Raw genomic sequence first — 15,337 nt, 5'->3', positions numbered from 1 at the left:
TGTCCGTTTTGCGGTGGTATTACTCAGCCATGGACACCACCTCACTGGCCGTGGACTACCCGGTGCTCAACATCTTCTGGACGATGCTGGAGTTCTTCCTCTGGGTGCTCTGGTTCTTCCTGCTGTTCAAGATCATCACGGACATCTTCCGCAGCCACGACCTCAGCGGCTGGGGCAAGGCCGGCTGGCTCGTCCTGGTGATCATCCTTCCCCTGATCGGCGTCCTCGTGTACCTGATCGCACGCGGGCAGTCGATGACCAAGCGCGACATCCAACAGGCCCAGGAGAACCAGGCCGCGTTCACGGCCTACGTCCGGGACGCGGCGGCGTCGGGGCCCGAGGGCGGCGGCCGCAGCCACGTCGACGACCTGGCGAAACTGGCGGAGCTGAAGGAGAAGGGCGCGATCTCCGAGGAGGAGTACCAGAAGGCCAAGGAGAAGATCCTGGCCTGAACGTCCGGACGGTCAACGACGGCCCGGGGCCGGGGGGCCCCGGGGGCCGCCCCCCGCCCCCCGCCCGGGGCGGGGGGGGGCCCCCCGCCCCCCCCCCCCCCGCGGGGCCCCCCCCCGCCCCCCCCCCCCCCCGCCCCCCCGGCGCCCCCCCGGCGGGGGGGGGGGGGCCCGGGGCCCCCCCCCCCGGCCCCGGGCCGTGGTCGGTCGAGGGCCCGGCTCAGCGCCGCCCGGAGCGGCGACCGCCCGAGCCGCCCTCGCCACCGCCGGCCAGGCCGGCCCGGCGCAGCGCGTCCGCCATGGCGCTGTTGGCCGGCGCGCCGCCGCCGAAGCCGCCGCGCTCCCCGCCCTGGCCGCCACCGCGCCGGTCCTGGCCGCCGCGACCGCCCTGGCCGCCCTGGCCGCCCTGGCCGCTCTGGCTGCCCTGGCCGCCGCCGCGGCGCTCCTGGCGGGGCGGGCGGGCCTGCCGCTCGCCACGGTCCCCGCCGCGCTCGCGCCCGACCTCGTCGTCCAGCCGCAGGGTCAGCCCGATCCGCTTGCGCGGCACGTCCACCGAGAGCACCCGGACCTTGACGATGTCGCCGGGCTTCACCACCTCGCGCGGGTCCTTGACGAAGTTCCGCGACAGCGCCGAGACGTGCACCAGCCCGTCCTGGTGGACGCCCACGTCCACGAAGGCGCCGAAGGCGGCGACGTTGGTGACCACGCCCTCCAGCACCATGCCGACCTCCAGGTCGCCGATCTTGTCGACGCCCTCCTTGAAGGTCGCGGTGCGGAAGGCCGGGCGCGGGTCCCGGCCCGGCTTGTCCAGCTCGCCGAGGATGTCGGTGACGGTCGGGACACCGAAGGTGTCGTCGGCGAAGTCCGCCGGGCGCAGCGCGCGCAACCGCTCGCCGTTGCCGATCAGTTCGCGCAGCTCCCCGCCGGTCGCGGCCAGGATGCGGCGCACCACCGGGTAGGCCTCGGGGTGCACGCTGGAGGCGTCCAGCGGGTCCTCGCCGCCGGGGATGCGCAGGAAGCCTGCGCACTGCTCGAAGGCCTTGGGGCCGAGCCGGGAGACGTCCTTGAGCTGCCGGCGGGTGCGGAACGGGCCGTTGGCGTCGCGGTGCGCCACGATGTTGTCGGCCAGCGTGCCGGTGATCCCGGAGACCCGGGTGAGCAGCGGCGCCGAGGCGGTGTTGACGTCCACGCCGACGGCGTTGACGCAGTCCTCGACCACGGCGTCCAGCGAACGGGAGAGCTTCACCTCACTCAGGTCGTGCTGGTACTGGCCGACGCCGATCGACTTGGGGTCGATCTTGACCAGTTCGGCCAGCGGGTCCTGGAGCCGGCGGGCGATCGAGACCGCGCCGCGGATCGACACGTCCAGGTCCGGCAGCTCCTGCGAGGCGAACGCGGAGGCCGAGTAGACCGAGGCGCCGGCCTCGCTGACCATCGCCTTGGTGAGCTTCAGCTCGGGGTGGCGCCCCAGCAGGTCCTCGGCGAGCTTGTCGGTCTCCCGGGAGGCGGTGCCGTTGCCGATCGCGACCAGGTCGACGTCGTGCTTCTTCGCCAGCGCCGCCAGGGTGGCCAGCGCCGCGTCCCACTTGTTGGCGGGCTGGTGCGGGTAGATCGTGTCGTACGCGACGACCTTGCCGGTGGCGTCCACCACGGCGACCTTCACCCCGGTGCGGAAGCCCGGGTCCAGGCCCATGGTGGCGCGGGTGCCGGCCGGGGCGGCGAGCAGCAGGTCGCGCAGGTTCGCGGCGAAGACCCGCACCGCCTCGTCCTCGGCCTCGGCGCGCAGCCGGGACCGCAGGTCGATGCCGAGCCGGACCAGGACGCGGGTGCGCCAGGCCCAGCGGACGGTGTCGCCGAGCCACTTGTCGGCCGGGCGGCCGCGGTCGGCGATGCCGAAGCGGGCGGCGATCCGCTGCTCGTAGTCGTTCTCGCCGGGCAGGTCGCCCTCGGTCTCGCCGTCGTACGGGGAGAGGTCGAGGTCGAGCACCTCCTCCTTCTCGCCGCGCAGCATCGCGAGGATGCGGTGCGAGGGGAGCTTGGTGTACGGCTCGGCGAAGTCGAAGTAGTCGGCGAACTTGGCGCCGTCGCCCTCCTTGCCGTCCCGGACCCTGGCGACCAGCCGGCCGCGGGTCCACATCCGCTCGCGCAGCGAGCCGACCAGGTCGGCGTCCTCGCCGAAGCGCTCGACCAGGATCGCCCGGGCGCCCTCCAGCGCGGCGGGGCCGTCCGCGACCGACTCGTTCAGGTACTGCGCGGCCAGCGCGGCCGGGTCCTGGGACGGGTCGGCGAGCAGAGTGTCCGCGAGCGGCTCCAGGCCGGCCTCGCGGGCGATCTGCGCCTTGGTGCGCCGCTTCGGCTTGAACGGCAGGTAGATGTCCTCCAGACGGGCCTTGGAGTCGGCGCCGAGCACCCGGGCGCGCAGCGCGTCGTCCAGCTTGCCCTGCGCCTCGATCGACTCCAGGACGGCCGCCCGGCGGTCCTCCAGCTCGCGCAGGTAGCGCAGCCGCTCCTCCAGGGCGCGCAGCTGGGCATCGTCCAGGGAGCCGGTGACCTCCTTGCGGTAGCGGGCCACGAACGGGACGGTCGCGCCGCCGTCGAGCAGTTCGACGGCCGCCTTCACCTGCCCCTCGCGGACGCCCAGTTCCTCGGCGATCTTCCGCTCGATCGCCTGCTGGGCCTGCCGGGCCACCTGTTCGACTGGCGTGGTCACGAAGCCGGTCACCTTCTCCATCAGTGCTTTCGCCGTACGCCCTGCATTCTGGCAGGTGCCGACGGCGACGCCCGGGCGCCCCCGGGACGGCCGGGCGTGGCGCGGTGCCGCGCTCCGACGGGGGCGGCGGCGCCGGGGCTTCGGCCGGCCGCCTTCCGGCGGGCCGTGATCGGGCGGATCCTCCCCGAACCGGCCTCGGAACGTGCGCAGTTCGGGAATCCTGCTGAACGGAAACGATCGGGCGCTGTACGCTGCCGGACATGTGCGCTGCCACCCGGATGCACCCCGACGGACCGGTGGTCGACGCGGCCCTGGTGCGGCGGCTGATCGCCGCCCAGTTCCCACAGTGGGAGCGCCTCCCGATCACCTCCGCCTCCGCCCCCGGCGCGGACAACGCGATGTTCCGCCTCGGGCCCGAACTCGCCGTCCGGCTGCCGCTGGTGGCCTGGGCCGCCGACGGCCTGCGGCGGGAGCGGCAGTGGCTGCCCCGGCTGGCGCCACGACTGCCGCTGGCCGTTCCGGCACCGCTCGAGGTCGGCCGGCCCGCCGCCGGCTACCCGTGGCAGTGGTCGGTGCTGCGCTGGCTGGGCGGCGCCAACCCGGTGGTCAACTCGCTGGCCGCGCCCGGGGACCTGGCCGGCGACCTGGCCGGCTTCGTCAACGCGCTGCGCGCCGCCGACCCGACCGGCGCCCCGCCCTCCCAGCGCAGCGTCCCGCTCGCCTCCCGGGACGGCGCCACCCGCGCGGCCATCGCCCAGCTCGCCGGCTCGATCAACACGGCGGCCGCAACCGCCCTGTGGGACAAGGCGCTTCGGCTGCCCGAGTACGCCGGGCCGCCGGTCTGGACGCACGGCGACCTCACCCCCGGCAACCTGCTGGTCGCCCCCACCGGCCGGCTCTCCGCCGTCCTCGACTTCGCCCTGATGGGCGTCGGCGACCCGACCGCCGACCTGATCGCCGCCTGGAACCTGCTGCCCGCCACCGCCCGCCCGGCCTTCCGCGCCGCCCTCGGCGCGGACGAGGCCATGTGGGCCCGCGGCCGGGCCTGGGCGTTCTCCATAGCCCTGGTGACGATCCCGTACTACCGCCACACCGACCAGGCACTGACCGCCAACGCCCGCCACGTCGTCCGCGAGGTGCTCGCCGACCGCAGCGTGTAGGGGCCCGTCCTCCGGGGCGCGTCCGCCGGGGACACACCCGACGGGCGACCGGGTCCAAAACCTGCCCCGGTCAATGCCCGCTGCTAGCCTGAGCCGCATGACCGGACTGCGGGAGCTGAAGAAGGAGCGGACCAGGCGGGCCATCTCGGAGGCGGCCATCGCGCTCTTCCTCGAGCACGGCTTCGACCGGGTTTCGGTGGCGGATGTCGCGGCGGCCGCCGAGGTCTCCAAGCCGACGCTGTTCTCCTACTTCCCCAGCAAGGAGGACCTGGTCGTCCACCGCTTCGCCGACCACCAGGAGCAGTCCGCGGAGGTGGTCCGCACCCGGCTGCCCGGCGAGCCGGTGCTCGACGCGCTGCTGCGGGACTTCCTGGCCGGCCTCGGCCGGCGCGACCCGGTCACCGGCCTCAACGACCACCCGGCGGTGCTCGCCTTCACCGGCCTGGTCTACGGCACTCCCAGCCTGGCCGCCCGGGTCGGCGAGTACGTGGCCCGCGCCGAGCAGTCGCTGGCCTCGGCGCTGCGCGAGGACCCCGGGCTGCCCGGGCCTCGGGAGCTCACCGCCGCCCTGCTCGCCGCCCAGGTCACCGCCACCCAGCGGGTCCTCGCCCTGCACAACTGGCGCCGCATCCAGGACGGCCGCACCGCCGACGACCTGCACGCCGAGGCCGTCGGGGACGCCACCCGCGCCTTCGACCTGCTCGCCCACGGCTACCCGCCCGCCGGGGCCTGAGGCCTTCTTCTAGAGTGCGCGCATGACGACGCGCCACCACTCCTTCGACGCCCTGCACAACTTCCGCGACCTGGGCGGCTATCCGGCCGCCGGCGGACGGACCGTCCGGTGGGGACTGCTCTACCGTTCCGACTCGCTCGGCAAGCTCACCTCCCCGGCGGACCTCGACCGGCTGCGGGCGCTCGGCGTACGGACCGTGATCGACCTGCGCTACCCCTGGGAGATCGCCGCCAAGGGCCGGGTGCCCGAGTTCGAGGGCCTGGAGTACCACAACCTCTCGATCGAGCACCGCCCGTACGACCAGGCCGAGATCGACCCGGAGCTCGACCCCTGGCGCTACCTCGCGGACCGCTTCGCCGAGGTCGCCGAGGACGGGGTGAAGGAGATCCGCCGGGCCCTGGACGTGATCACCGCCGCCGAGGCCCCGGTGGTCTTCCACTGCGCCTCCGGCAAGGACCGCACCGGGCTGATCGCCGCCCTGCTGCTCACCCTGCTCGGCGTCGACGAGGACGTCATCGCCGCCGACTTCGCCCTCACCGAGCTCGCCACCGCGCACTTCGTCGCCGAGTGGCACGCCGCCCACCCGGGCCGCACGCTGCGCTGGCCCGGCTACGGGCGCGCCCCCGAGACCGTGATCCGGCTCGCCCTCGCCGACCTCGCCGACCGCCACGGCTCCGTCGAGGCCTACCTCACCGGCGCCCTCGGCATCGACCGCGCGCAGGCCGACGCCCTGCGCGCGCGGCTGCTGACCGGCTGAGCGCGCGGGCGCCCACCGGGCCGGAGGGGCGATAACCGGTGGCGGGGAGGGACGGCCGAGACCGACGATGCACGGCATGAGCGAACAACCCGCGCGATGGACCGAGGCGACCGTCCACCCCGACATGTGGGCCGACCCGGACGACGACCCCCGCGACAACGAAGGCCCCGGCCCTGACGGTGAACTCGCCACACTCCAGGACTTTCTGACGAACTACCGGCTGACCCTGCGGATGAAGTGCGACGGCCTGGCCCCGGAGCAGCTGGCCCGCCGCTCGGTGCCGCCGTCGACGATGTCGCTGCTCGGACTGGTCCGGCACCTGGCCGAGGTGGAGCGGGACTGGCGGAACTGGATCACCGACGGCGAGCCGCTGCCCAAGCTGTACGGCGCACGGGACGCGGACTTCGACGGGGCCGTCGGCGAGCAGGCCGTGGCGGACGCCGCGTTCCGCGACCTGGAGCGCGAACAGGCCGCGCTGGACGCCGAGTTGGCTGGCTACCCGGACCTGGGCGAGCGGGTCGGCAAGGAGCGGATCTCGATCAGGGAGCTGCAGGTGCACCGGATCGAGGAGTACGCCCGCCACTGCGGCCACGCCGACCTGCTGCGCGAGTGCGTCGACGGCCGGGTGGGCCAGTAGAGGCGCCGGCAGGCGTCAGCGGCGGCGGTTGCCCCGGGCGGGGCGGCCGCCGCCCTTTCCGGAGCGGGGTCCGGAGTCGCCCCTGGCCGCCGGGGCCGGCGCGGTCTCGGGCCAGTGGCCGGGCCGGGCGAGGGCGTCCGGGAGGCGGGTGGTGGCGTCGCCGCGGGCGGCGTCGAGCTGGGCCTGGGTGAGGAAGAGGGCGGTGCTGAGGTCCGCGCCGGCCAGGTTGGTGTCCCGCAGGTCGGCACCGACCAGGTCGGCGAGGCGCAGGTCCGCGCCGGAGAGGTCGGCCGCGACGAGCAGGGCGCCGCGCAGGTTGGCGCCCTGGAGGTCGGCGCCGCGCAGGCGGGCGCCGAAGAGGTCGGCGCCCCGGTGCTCGCGGCGGCGCGGGACGGCGGCGCGGACCAGCTCGCTGGCGCGCAGCAGCAGCTCACTGACCCGCTGCCGGTGGGCCGGGACGTCGACGGCGAGGATCTCCTCGGGGGTGCCGCCGGCCAGCCGGTCGGTCTCCGCCAGCGCCCGCCGCAGTTCGTCGTGGACGGGGAGGGCGGGGGCGAAGGTGAGCGCCTCGGTGAGGTACCGGAGCAGCTCGTGCAGCTGCCGCACGATCGGGAAGACGTCGAACATCGCCTTGGCGCTGTCCGGCTCCTCGCGCCAGCTGCGGCCGCCGAAGGTCACCTGGGAGACCCGCTGCCCGGCGCCGAAGCAGTCGTAGACGGTGCAGCCCTGGAAGCCCGTGTCGCGCAGCCGGGTGTGGATGCCGCAGCGGAAGTCGGCCTGGAGGTTGTGGCAGGGGCTTCCGGCCAGCTTGTTCATGGCGAAGTCGGTGCCGGCGGCGAACGGCAGGGCGACGCAGCAGAGGCCGAAGCAGCTGCCGCAGTCGGCCCGGAGCGGGTTCGGCGCGGCCGCCGTGGGGTCCTGCGGCGACTCGGTCTCGCGCACGTTCCGGGGTCCTTCCAGCAGTCGGGCGCCGGGCGGCGCCGTGGACCCGGAAATCCTACTGGGCAGACGACCCTCCGCGCCGGTAAGTTATGCAGCTCACTAGAGACCATTACACGCGGAGGTGGACGGCATGCGGGACCCGGACGTCAGGGAGCTGGTCCGGATGTGGATCTCCGGCTGGGCCGTCTCGCGCGGCTCCGCCGAGCCGGTGGACCAGCCCTGGGGCTGGAGCATCGACGTCGGCGCACCGGTCGGCGAGGTGGGCCGGCACGTGCTGCCGGAGCCGACCGAGGCCGAGGTCCGCAAGCTCGCCGAGACCGTCACCGCGCCGACCACCTGGCTGAAGCTGTTCGCCGAGGACGACACCGTGCGCCCCTGGCTGGACGAGCGGTGGCGAATGGACGTACCGGGCTTCCTCATGAGCGTCCCGCTCACCGCCGAGCGGCCCGGGGCCCCGGCCGGGTACACCGTGACCGCCTGGGAGCGGGGCGGGGTCCTCCGGGTGCTGGTGCGCACCGAGGACGGGCACCTCGCCGCCCGCGGCCAGGCGGGCCTGGCCGGGCCTGTGGCCGTACCGGACCAGATCACCACCGCGCCCGAGCACCGCCGCCGGGGCCTGGGCGCCCTGGTGATGCGGACACTCCAGTGCGCCGCGTACGAGCGGGGCGCGCGCACCGGCGTGCTGGTCGGCACCCCGGAGGGACAGGCGCTCTACACGGCGCTCGGCTGGACCACCCACGCCCCGATGGCGAGCCTGGTCCTGGACCCGACGGCCCCGGGAGCCCAGCGGCGGCCCTAGCGGAGGGCCTAGCGGTACGGCAGCAGCTCCGGCCGCTTCGCCGGGCGGCCGTCGCCGGAGGAGCGGCCGGTGAGGCGGCGGCCGATCCACGGGCCGACGTGGGTGCCCAGCCAGCGGGCGTCCTCGCGCAGTCGATCGGCGCGGCCGGCCGGGGCGGCGGCGGGCAGCGGGGCGCGCCAGTCGAAGGCGGCGGGGCGGCCGAGCGCCTCCAGCACGCCCTCGGCGACCCGGCGGTGGCCCTCCGGCGACAGGTGCAGGCGATCCTCGGCCCACAGCCGACGGTCGTCGAAGCAGGGCGCGGAGAACAGGTCGACCACCGCGAAGCCGTCCTGCCGACCCAGCTCCTGGACGAAGGCCTTCAGCCGCAGGATGGCGGGCAGCAGCCGGGCGCTGCCGGCCAGGCGGCGGGTGGGGTCGGTGCTGGTGAACAGCATGACGGTGGCACCGGTGGCGCGCAGCTCGGCGGCGCAGCGGCCGAGCTGCCGCTCGACGGTGGCGATGTCGCAGCCGGGGCGCAGCACGTCGTTGAGGCCGCCGGCCAGGGTGACCAGCTCGGCGCCCATCGCGGCGGCGGGGGCGAGCTGCTCGTCGTGGATCTGGCCGATGAGCTTGCCGCGGACGGCGAGGTTGGCGTACCGGAAGTTGGTGCCGTTCTCGGCGGCCAGTGCCGCGGCGACCCGGTCGGCCCAGCCCCGGTAGTGGCCGTCCGGCAGCAGGTCGTCGCACATGCCCTCGGTGAAGGAGTCTCCGACGGCGACGTAGCTGCGGTAGGGGGTGGGCACGGGCTGGCCTCCGCTCTCCTGGGCCGACCAAGGCGGTTCGACGATCCGACGATCGTACGTGCGTGCCCGCCCTCGGCCGCAGCGGACCCCACCGCCCACCGCAGCGGCCCCCACCGCCCCACCGCGGCGGCCCCGCCGTCCACCGCGGCGAGTGGGCGCACGGCCGTCAGCCGGCCGCGACCGCCGCCTCCTCCTCCGGCTTCCGGGGCGTGAACCAGTGCTCCCGGACGGCGTCGGTGGGCCGCTGCTCGCCGAGGGCGGCCAGGCCCCACTCCCCCAGGGCCTCGACGACCGGCCGCAGTTCGCGGCCGCGCCCGGTCAGCTCGTAGACCATCGCGTTGGCGGGCCGCTCCAGCCGGCGGCGGAGGATCAGCCCGTCGCCCTCCAGCTGCTTGAGCCGGGCGGCCAGGATGTCGGTGGAGACGCCGGGCAGGTCGGCGTGCAGGTCGGTGTAGCGGCGCGGGCCGCCGAGGAGCTCACGGACGATCAGGAGGCTCCAGCGCTCCCCCACCGCGTCCAGGGCGCGGGCGACGGCGCAGTACTGGTCGTAGCTTCGGCGTGACATGCGGATCAGCATAGCCAAGAGGTTGGACTTTCCAAGTACACACTTGGTAGAACAAAGCTGAAGCAACGGAGCGGTGGTGACGGTCGGGAGGCCGCAGATGGAGTTTCGGCAGTCCAGCAAGCTGAATGACGTGTGCTACGAGATCCGGGGCCCGGTGGTCGACCAGGCCAACGCCCTGGAGGAGGCCGGGCACAGCGTGCTGCGGCTGAACACCGGCAACCCCGCCCCGTTCGGCTTCGAGGCGCCCGAGGAGATCATCCAGGACATCATCCGCAACCTGCCCGCGGCGCACGGCTACAGCGACTCGCGCGGCATCCTGCCGGCCCGTCGCGCGGTGGTGCAGTACTACCAGCAGCGCGGTGTGCAGGGCGTCACCGTCAACGACGTCTACCTCGGCAACGGCGTCTCCGAGCTGATCCAGATGGCCGTCACCGCGCTGGTGGACGACGGCGACGAGGTGCTCGTGCCGATGCCCGACTACCCGCTCTGGACGGCCGCGGTCCGGCTGGCCGGCGGCAAGGCCGTGCACTACCTGTGCGACGAAGAGGCCGAGTGGTACCCGGACCTCGACGACATCGCCGCCAAGATCACCGCCCGCACCAGGGCGATCGTCGTCATCAACCCCAACAACCCCACCGGCGCGGTCTATCCGAAGGAACTGCTGGAGGGCATCCTCGACCTGGCCCGCCGCCACCACCTGATGGTGCTGGCCGACGAGATCTACGACAAGATCCTCTACGACGGCGCCGAGCACCACTGCCTGGCCGCGCTGGCCGACGACGTGCTGACGCTCACCTTCAACGGCCTCTCCAAGGCCTACCGGGTGGCCGGCTTCCGCAGCGGCTGGCTGGTGGTCTCCGGCCCCAAGCAGCACGCCACCGACTACCTGGAGGGCCTGACCATGCTCTCCGGCATGCGGCTGTGCCCCAACGTGCCCGCCCAGTACGCCGTGCAGGCCGCGCTCGGCGGCCACCAGTCCATCAACGACCTGGTGCTGCCCGGCGGCCGGCTCACCGAGCAGCGCGACATCGCGGTCAAGGCGCTCAACGAGATCCCCGGCGTCAGCTGCGTCAAGCCCAAGGGCGCGCTGTACGCCTTCGCCCGACTGGACCCGGCCGTGCACCGGATCGTCGACGACGAGCGGTTCGTGCTGGACCTGCTGCTGCGCGAGAAGATCCACGTCGTCCAGGGCACCGGCTTCAACTGGCCCCGCCCGGACCACTTCCGCTTCGTCACCCTGCCCCGGGCCGACGACCTGGAGACGGCCATCAACCGGATCGGCCGCTTCCTGGCCACCTACCGCCAGAGCTGACCACGTACGCTGGGCGGCCATGACCGTCCTGCGCTCCGTCGCCCTGTTCGCCCTCGCCGCTCTCGCCGAGATCGGCGGCTGCTGGCTGGTCTGGCAGAGCGTGCGCGAGTCGCGGCCGTGGTGGCTGGCCGGCATCGGCGTGGTGGTGCTCGGCGCGTACGGCTTCGTCGCCGCGCTGCAGCCGGACAGCCACTTCGGCCGGGTGCTGGCCGCCTACGGCGGGGTGTTCGTGGCCGGCTCGCTGCTGTGGGGCATGGCGGTGGACGGCTTCCGGCCGACCCGCTACGACGTGCTGGGCGCGCTGATCTGCCTGGCCGGGGTCGGCGTGATCATGTACGGACCCCGGCGCTGACGTGCACGGGCCCCGGCGCCGGACCTCCGGCGCCGGGGCTCCCCAGGGCCCGACGGGACTACCAGCCCCAGCCGCCGCCCTGGCCGTCGTCGTCCCGGTTCGAGTCCCAGCCCTCGCCGACCTCGCGCAGGATCGTGTAGTTGTCGATCTGCGTGCCGTCCTCGGCGAGCGCGGTGACCTTCATGACCGACTTCTGGCCCAGGTGCTTCGGGGTGACGTCGACCTTGATGAAGGAGTAGCCGGTGTAGCGCACCCGCGACCACTGGATGGTCTCGGGGGTCTTCACCCTGCCCTTGCTCCAGTAGTAGGTCTTGACCTCGTCCTGGTGGTTCTCGTGCCCCTCGTAGGTGTCCGGCACGTCGAACTTGTACAGGCTGCGGCCGGCCGCACCGGCGGTGACGTAGACCACGCCGTCCTTGGCCGGCTCGATGGTGGCGCCGCTCGGCACCTGCTTCGAGACCTTGTTGCCGAGGATCGCGTCGGTGCGCTCGTAGATGTGGTTGTGGCCGTTGATGACCAGGTCCACCCGGTACTTCTCGAACAGCGGCACCCAGGCCTCGCGGACACCGCCCTCGGAGGCGTGGGCGACGGTGGTGGAGAAGGCGCAGTGGTGGAAGAAGACCACGACGAAGTCGATGGTCTCGTCGTTGCGCAGGTCCTTGAGGGTGCGCTCCAGCCACTTGGTCTGCTTGTTCGCCGAGATGCCCAGGTTGGCCGGGATCTCGTAGGAGACGTCGTTGGCGTCCAGCGAGACGACGCCGACGTTCTTGTAGCGGAAGGTGTAGACGCCGGGGACGGCGCGCGGGTCCGGGCCGTTGTCCGGCAGGAAGAAGCGGGCGTTCTCGCCGCCGTAGCCGTTCGGCGAGTACCAGGCCTCGACGTCGTGGTTGCCGTACGCGACCATCCACGGGATCTCGGCGGCGACCGTCTCGGTCTGCACCAGGAAGTCGTCCCAGGTCTTCGCGTTGAAGACGGACTTGTCCGGGTCGGTGCCGGAACCGGCCGGGTCGGCGTAGCAGATGTCGCCGGCGTGCAGGTGGAAGGCCGGGTTCTGGGCCTTGATGATGTGGTCGTTGCCGGCCGCGTGCGCGCTGACGCCCTGGTCGCCGAAGGCGGTGAAGGTGAACGGCTCGTACACCTTGCCCCAGCGGTGGTCGCGGGAGGGCGCGGTGCGGAAGGTGTGCAGGGTGGAGATCTGCTGCTGCGAGGCCGGGTCGAAGCCCTCGTGGCCGACACCGTAGTAGTAGGTGGTGTCGGGGCGCAGGTCCTCCAGCGCCACGTGCAGGTAGTACTGGTCCACCGGCTGGCCGGTGGGGGTCAGCGCCGGGGTGTGCAGGGCGCGGACCTCGGCCTGGACCTTGTGGCTCAGCTCCCACGGGGTCTTGCCGAAGCGCAGGAACGGCTTCTTGACCGGGGCCGGCACCTGCCAGGAGATGCGGAACTGGGTGTCCGGCTCCGGGCCGAACTGGAGGTGACGGCCGATCGGCGCGACCAGCGACCCGTCGATGCCGTCGGTCGTGCCACCGGTCAGCAGCTGCGGGCCGGCCGGGGCGGCGAAGGCCGTCCCGCCGCCCAGCGCGCCGCCGACGGCGACGGCGCCCACGGTCACGGCACCGGCGCGCAGCATCCGGCGGCGGGAGAAGCGGGCCCGCAGGTACTCGTGCTGCTCGGCCATGCTCATGCGGTCGGCAAGCTTGGCCGGCACGCCCATGTTGGGGATATCCATGCGCGGGACTCTTCCAGCGGCGCGTTGATCACGCACGGACGGCGGGTGAACGGGTCGCAGCGTACCCCCCATTCGAACGCCAATGTTCGACCATGGTTCGGTAAAGGGCGTGTCCGTACCGTTCCGACGCCGCATCATGGCCCCCTTCCGCCCCTCGGCTTGAGGGTCCGTCGGGTGGCGGCGGGGCCGCCCGCGCGGGTGACCGGGGTTCAGCCGGAGGGCTCGTCCCACTGGGTGGCGGCCCGGTTGCCGGTGCCGTCGCAGGTGCGGCAGATCTCGTCCCGGTAGGCGTGCTTGGCGCCGGTCGCGTCCACCCGGTAGCGCACGTACACCCCGGTGCCGTCGCAGAGGAAGCAGTTGCCGCCCCCGCCGCCCACCTCGGTGGTGCCGGTGCCCTGGCAGGTCCGGCAGCTGAGCCCGGCGGTCCGGCCGGTGCCCGCGCAGATGCGGCAGACCGTCGTCATCGGCTTCCTCCCTCGCGCGCAGACGGCTCGGCGCCGTCCGGGACGGTCCGACGCCACCGGTCATGGTAGTGGTGACGACCCGGGGACAGGCCCTGCTCCGTCCCCGGTGGATACGATCTGACGATCAGCCCGTAGTGCCGGAGCACCGTCTCACTCGGGCAGACCCTCGCGCACCCGCCGGGAGACCGAGATCAGCTGGAGGTCGAGCAGCCCCGGCGGATCGGCGAGGCCGGGACCGCCCGCGCGCACCCAGGCGGCGATGTCGTCGATCATCTCGTCCATCAGCACGAAGCCCAGCCAGACCGGCCGGCCGCCCGCCGCCCGGCCCTCGGTGGAGGGGCCGACCACCACCACGTTGGACTGGGTGCACACGTCCAGGCAGGTGACCGCCCGGACCCGGCCCGCCGAGCCCACCGCCGTCCGCAGCCGCTCGTACTGGCCCGCGTGGTCCACCCCGGGGTGCTTCGCCTCGGTGCCGCAGCAGCAGCCCCGGCAGACCGTGACGGTCACCGGGGCGCCGGCGCCCCGCTTGCGGTCCCGGGCACCGTCGCGGTCTCGGCGGCTCATCGGTTCTCCTGACCCCTCCTGGTCGGCGGCGCGCTGCGCACCGGCCTCCGCACTGTACCCGTCACCCCACCGGCGCCCCGGCCGCGGGTCCCGGCGGACGGCCGCCGGGGCCCTGTCCCTCGGACCTACGCGGAGCCGGCAAGGACCCAGGAGACGGGCCCCGGAGGCACAGACCAGTAGATGTCGGCCACCGGGACGCCACTCCCGAAGTGTCGCCGCCGGAGTGTCGCCGCCGGATTGTCGCTCCCGGGGTGTAGATCGGGGGGTTCAGGCCGGGGGCGGCGGATCGGGGGGTCCGATCGGGTTGCGGTCCCACGGCGTCGATCTCACGGCCCAGGGGGAATCCGTGGTCACCGAAACAGCACCGCCCAGACCCACGACCGGTCCGGTCTCGCTGTACGAGGGGAACAGCATCGAGGAGCTCCGCCACGTGGTGGGCGAGCACCTGGCCCCGCACCGGCTGACGGTGCTGGGCGAACAGCGGCTCCCGGGCCGGTTCCGGTCCTTCCACGAGGGCCCGGTGGCGCTCTACGACCTCGGGTACGGGGCACCGGTGTGCCTGCGGACCGGGGAGCTGCCGGACTTCTACAACGTCATCCTGCCGTACGCCGGGGGCGGCCGGGTCGTCGCCAACGGCACCGAGCTGGCGTCCGCGCGGTCCGTGGCCGGGCCGGGCGACCGGGTCACCATGGAGTGGGACGCCGCAGCCCTGAACGGGGCCCTGGCGATGTCCCGGCAGACGGTGGAGCAGGCGCTCGCCGTCCGCCTGGGCGACCTGCCGCAGGAGCGGCTGCGTTTCGCGCCGGTCCTCGACCCGGCCGACCCGGCCGTCCGGTCCTGGCTCGAACTGGCCGGGGCCTTCCGCGAGTTCGCCGTCTCGGCGCTGGGCCGCCAGTCCCGCCTGGGCCTGCAGCACTTCGAGAAGCTGCTGGTCGAGGGCCTGCTGGACGCCCAACCCCACTCGCTGGGCCGGGAGACGGCCGACCGCGGCTGCGCGCTGCTGCCGAGCGCGCTGCGCCGGGCCGCCGACTACTGCGCCGAACACGCCGACGAGGCGCTGTCCGTGGCCGACATCGCCCAGGCCGCCCGGGTCAGCCTGCGCACCCTGCGGGAGGGGTTCCGGCGCCACCTGGACACCACGCCGCTGGCCTACCTGCGGCGCGTACGGCTCGACCGCGCCCACCACGACCTGCTCGCCATCGCCGACGGCCGGGCCACCGGCACGGTGACCGAGGTGGCGTGCCGCTGGGGCTTCACCCATCTCGGGCGGTTCAGCGCGGACTACCGCCGCGTGTACGGGCACTCGCCCTCGCAGACCCTCGGCCGCAACGCCTGACCGAGGGCCCGGCAGCCGGTGCGCCCCCGACCGGGGAGGGGGCGCA

15 protein-coding genes and 1 pseudogene are annotated in these 15,337 nt (G+C 73.9%); 9 read left to right on the top strand and 7 right to left on the bottom strand.

Annotated elements, in window-relative coordinates; all coding sequences use genetic code 11:
* Nucleotides 1-29 precede the first annotated feature (29 nt).
* The gene (locus ACGF0D_RS15115) at nt 30-452 is read left to right on the top strand and encodes an SHOCT domain-containing protein (RefSeq protein ID WP_392868976.1); all 423 of its coding nucleotides are present in this window, start codon (nt 30-32) and stop codon (nt 450-452) included.
* A 217-nt stretch (nt 453-669) separates the two neighbouring features.
* Here the strand turns inward: ACGF0D_RS15115 and ACGF0D_RS15110 are convergent, their stop codons facing one another.
* Complete coding sequence (locus tag ACGF0D_RS15110; RefSeq protein WP_392916174.1) at nt 670-3,159, bottom strand: Tex family protein; 2,490 nt, start codon at nt 3,157-3,159, stop codon at nt 670-672.
* Between the two features lie 260 nt (nt 3,160-3,419).
* Between ACGF0D_RS15110 and ACGF0D_RS15105 the strand changes: the two genes are divergently transcribed.
* The 4 genes from ACGF0D_RS15105 (at nt 3,420) to ACGF0D_RS15090 (ending at nt 6,446) form a co-directional block, all read left to right on the top strand.
* Nucleotides 3,420-4,319, top strand: coding sequence for an aminoglycoside phosphotransferase family protein (locus ACGF0D_RS15105; protein ID WP_392868980.1), 900 nt, complete (start codon nt 3,420-3,422; stop codon nt 4,317-4,319).
* Between the two features lie 97 nt (nt 4,320-4,416).
* On the top strand, nt 4,417-5,052 hold the full coding sequence (locus ACGF0D_RS15100) for a TetR/AcrR family transcriptional regulator (RefSeq protein WP_392868982.1): 636 nt from the start codon (nt 4,417-4,419) through the stop codon (nt 5,050-5,052).
* Nucleotides 5,053-5,074: 22 nt separating this feature from the next.
* Nucleotides 5,075-5,809: a tyrosine-protein phosphatase gene (locus tag ACGF0D_RS15095; protein ID WP_392916171.1), complete on the top strand. Its 735-nt coding sequence runs from the start codon at nt 5,075-5,077 to the stop codon at nt 5,807-5,809.
* 67 nt (nt 5,810-5,876) lie between these two features.
* Nucleotides 5,877-6,446, top strand: a complete 570-nt coding sequence (locus tag ACGF0D_RS15090) for a DinB family protein (RefSeq protein WP_392916169.1) — start codon at nt 5,877-5,879, stop codon at nt 6,444-6,446.
* Nucleotides 6,447-6,461: 15 nt separating this feature from the next.
* Here the strand turns inward: ACGF0D_RS15090 and ACGF0D_RS15085 are convergent, their stop codons facing one another.
* A complete protein-coding gene (locus tag ACGF0D_RS15085) occupies nt 6,462-7,388 on the bottom strand; it encodes a pentapeptide repeat-containing protein (protein ID WP_392916166.1) in 927 nt (308 codons plus the stop codon).
* 130 nt (nt 7,389-7,518) lie between these two features.
* On the opposite strand from ACGF0D_RS15085, the gene ACGF0D_RS15080 reads away from it, so the two are divergent.
* Nucleotides 7,519-8,187 carry a GNAT family N-acetyltransferase gene (locus ACGF0D_RS15080; protein WP_392916163.1) on the top strand — a complete coding sequence of 223 codons (669 nt, stop codon included), beginning with the start codon at nt 7,519-7,521 and terminating at the stop codon, nt 8,185-8,187.
* Between the two features lie 8 nt (nt 8,188-8,195).
* Here ACGF0D_RS15080 and ACGF0D_RS15075 read toward each other — a convergent pair whose 3' ends face one another.
* Together ACGF0D_RS15075 and ACGF0D_RS15070 are read right to left on the bottom strand one after the other, a co-directional pair.
* A complete protein-coding gene (locus ACGF0D_RS15075; RefSeq protein WP_392916161.1) occupies nt 8,196-8,969 on the bottom strand; it encodes an SGNH/GDSL hydrolase family protein in 774 nt (257 codons plus the stop codon).
* Between the two features lie 211 nt (nt 8,970-9,180).
* Nucleotides 9,181-9,534 (bottom strand): annotated as a pseudogene (locus ACGF0D_RS15070) (winged helix-turn-helix transcriptional regulator); the annotation flags it as partial.
* A gap of 97 nt (nt 9,535-9,631) precedes the next feature.
* Between ACGF0D_RS15070 and ACGF0D_RS15065 the strand changes: the two are divergent.
* Entirely contained in the window at nt 9,632-10,846 is a 1,215-nt protein-coding gene (locus ACGF0D_RS15065; RefSeq protein ID WP_392868994.1) for a pyridoxal phosphate-dependent aminotransferase, read from the top strand.
* 19 nt (nt 10,847-10,865) lie between these two features.
* On the top strand, nt 10,866-11,198 hold the full coding sequence (locus tag ACGF0D_RS15060) for a YnfA family protein (protein WP_392868996.1): 333 nt from the start codon (nt 10,866-10,868) through the stop codon (nt 11,196-11,198).
* A 58-nt stretch (nt 11,199-11,256) separates the two neighbouring features.
* On the opposite strand, the gene ACGF0D_RS15055 is transcribed toward ACGF0D_RS15060, so the two are convergent.
* The 3 genes from ACGF0D_RS15055 to ACGF0D_RS15045 form a co-directional block, all read right to left on the bottom strand.
* Entirely contained in the window at nt 11,257-12,924 is a 1,668-nt protein-coding gene (locus ACGF0D_RS15055; RefSeq protein WP_392868998.1) for a purple acid phosphatase family protein, read from the bottom strand.
* 209 nt (nt 12,925-13,133) lie between these two features.
* Nucleotides 13,134-13,388, bottom strand: a complete 255-nt coding sequence (locus ACGF0D_RS15050) for a hypothetical protein (protein WP_359912273.1) — start codon at nt 13,386-13,388, stop codon at nt 13,134-13,136.
* A 150-nt stretch (nt 13,389-13,538) separates the two neighbouring features.
* Nucleotides 13,539-13,955, bottom strand: coding sequence for a (2Fe-2S) ferredoxin domain-containing protein (locus tag ACGF0D_RS15045; RefSeq protein WP_392869000.1), 417 nt, complete (start codon nt 13,953-13,955; stop codon nt 13,539-13,541).
* Between the two features lie 346 nt (nt 13,956-14,301).
* Here ACGF0D_RS15045 and ACGF0D_RS15040 point away from each other — a divergent pair, with 346 nt between their 5' ends.
* Entirely contained in the window at nt 14,302-15,291 is a 990-nt protein-coding gene (locus ACGF0D_RS15040) for an AraC family transcriptional regulator (protein WP_392916158.1), read from the top strand.
* Nucleotides 15,292-15,337 lie beyond the last annotated feature (46 nt).

This window comes from Kitasatospora sp. NPDC048298 (genome assembly GCF_043201465.1).
Classification (GTDB): domain Bacteria; phylum Actinomycetota; class Actinomycetes; order Streptomycetales; family Streptomycetaceae; genus Kitasatospora.
The sequence above is the reverse complement of the archived record's forward strand: the minus strand, read 5'-3'. Positions and strand labels throughout refer to the sequence as shown.

Excerpts from the sequence above, each read along its gene's own strand:
- ACGF0D_RS15115 (WP_392868976.1), top strand. The coding sequence starts at position 30 with ATGGACACCACCTCACTGGCCGTGGACTACCCGGTGCTCAACATCTTC.
- ACGF0D_RS15105 (WP_392868980.1), top strand. The coding sequence starts at position 3,420 with ATGTGCGCTGCCACCCGGATGCACCCCGACGGACCGGTGGTCGACGCG.
- ACGF0D_RS15100 (WP_392868982.1), top strand. The coding sequence starts at position 4,417 with ATGACCGGACTGCGGGAGCTGAAGAAGGAGCGGACCAGGCGGGCCATC.
- ACGF0D_RS15095 (WP_392916171.1), top strand. The coding sequence starts at position 5,075 with ATGACGACGCGCCACCACTCCTTCGACGCCCTGCACAACTTCCGCGAC.
- ACGF0D_RS15090 (WP_392916169.1), top strand. The coding sequence starts at position 5,877 with ATGCACGGCATGAGCGAACAACCCGCGCGATGGACCGAGGCGACCGTC.
- ACGF0D_RS15080 (WP_392916163.1), top strand. The coding sequence starts at position 7,519 with ATGCGGGACCCGGACGTCAGGGAGCTGGTCCGGATGTGGATCTCCGGC.
- ACGF0D_RS15065 (WP_392868994.1), top strand. The coding sequence starts at position 9,632 with ATGGAGTTTCGGCAGTCCAGCAAGCTGAATGACGTGTGCTACGAGATC.
- ACGF0D_RS15060 (WP_392868996.1), top strand. The coding sequence starts at position 10,866 with ATGACCGTCCTGCGCTCCGTCGCCCTGTTCGCCCTCGCCGCTCTCGCC.
- ACGF0D_RS15055 (WP_392868998.1), bottom strand. The coding sequence starts at position 12,924 with ATGGATATCCCCAACATGGGCGTGCCGGCCAAGCTTGCCGACCGCATG.
- ACGF0D_RS15050 (WP_359912273.1), bottom strand. The coding sequence starts at position 13,388 with ATGACGACGGTCTGCCGCATCTGCGCGGGCACCGGCCGGACCGCCGGG.
- ACGF0D_RS15045 (WP_392869000.1), bottom strand. The coding sequence starts at position 13,955 with ATGAGCCGCCGAGACCGCGACGGTGCCCGGGACCGCAAGCGGGGCGCC.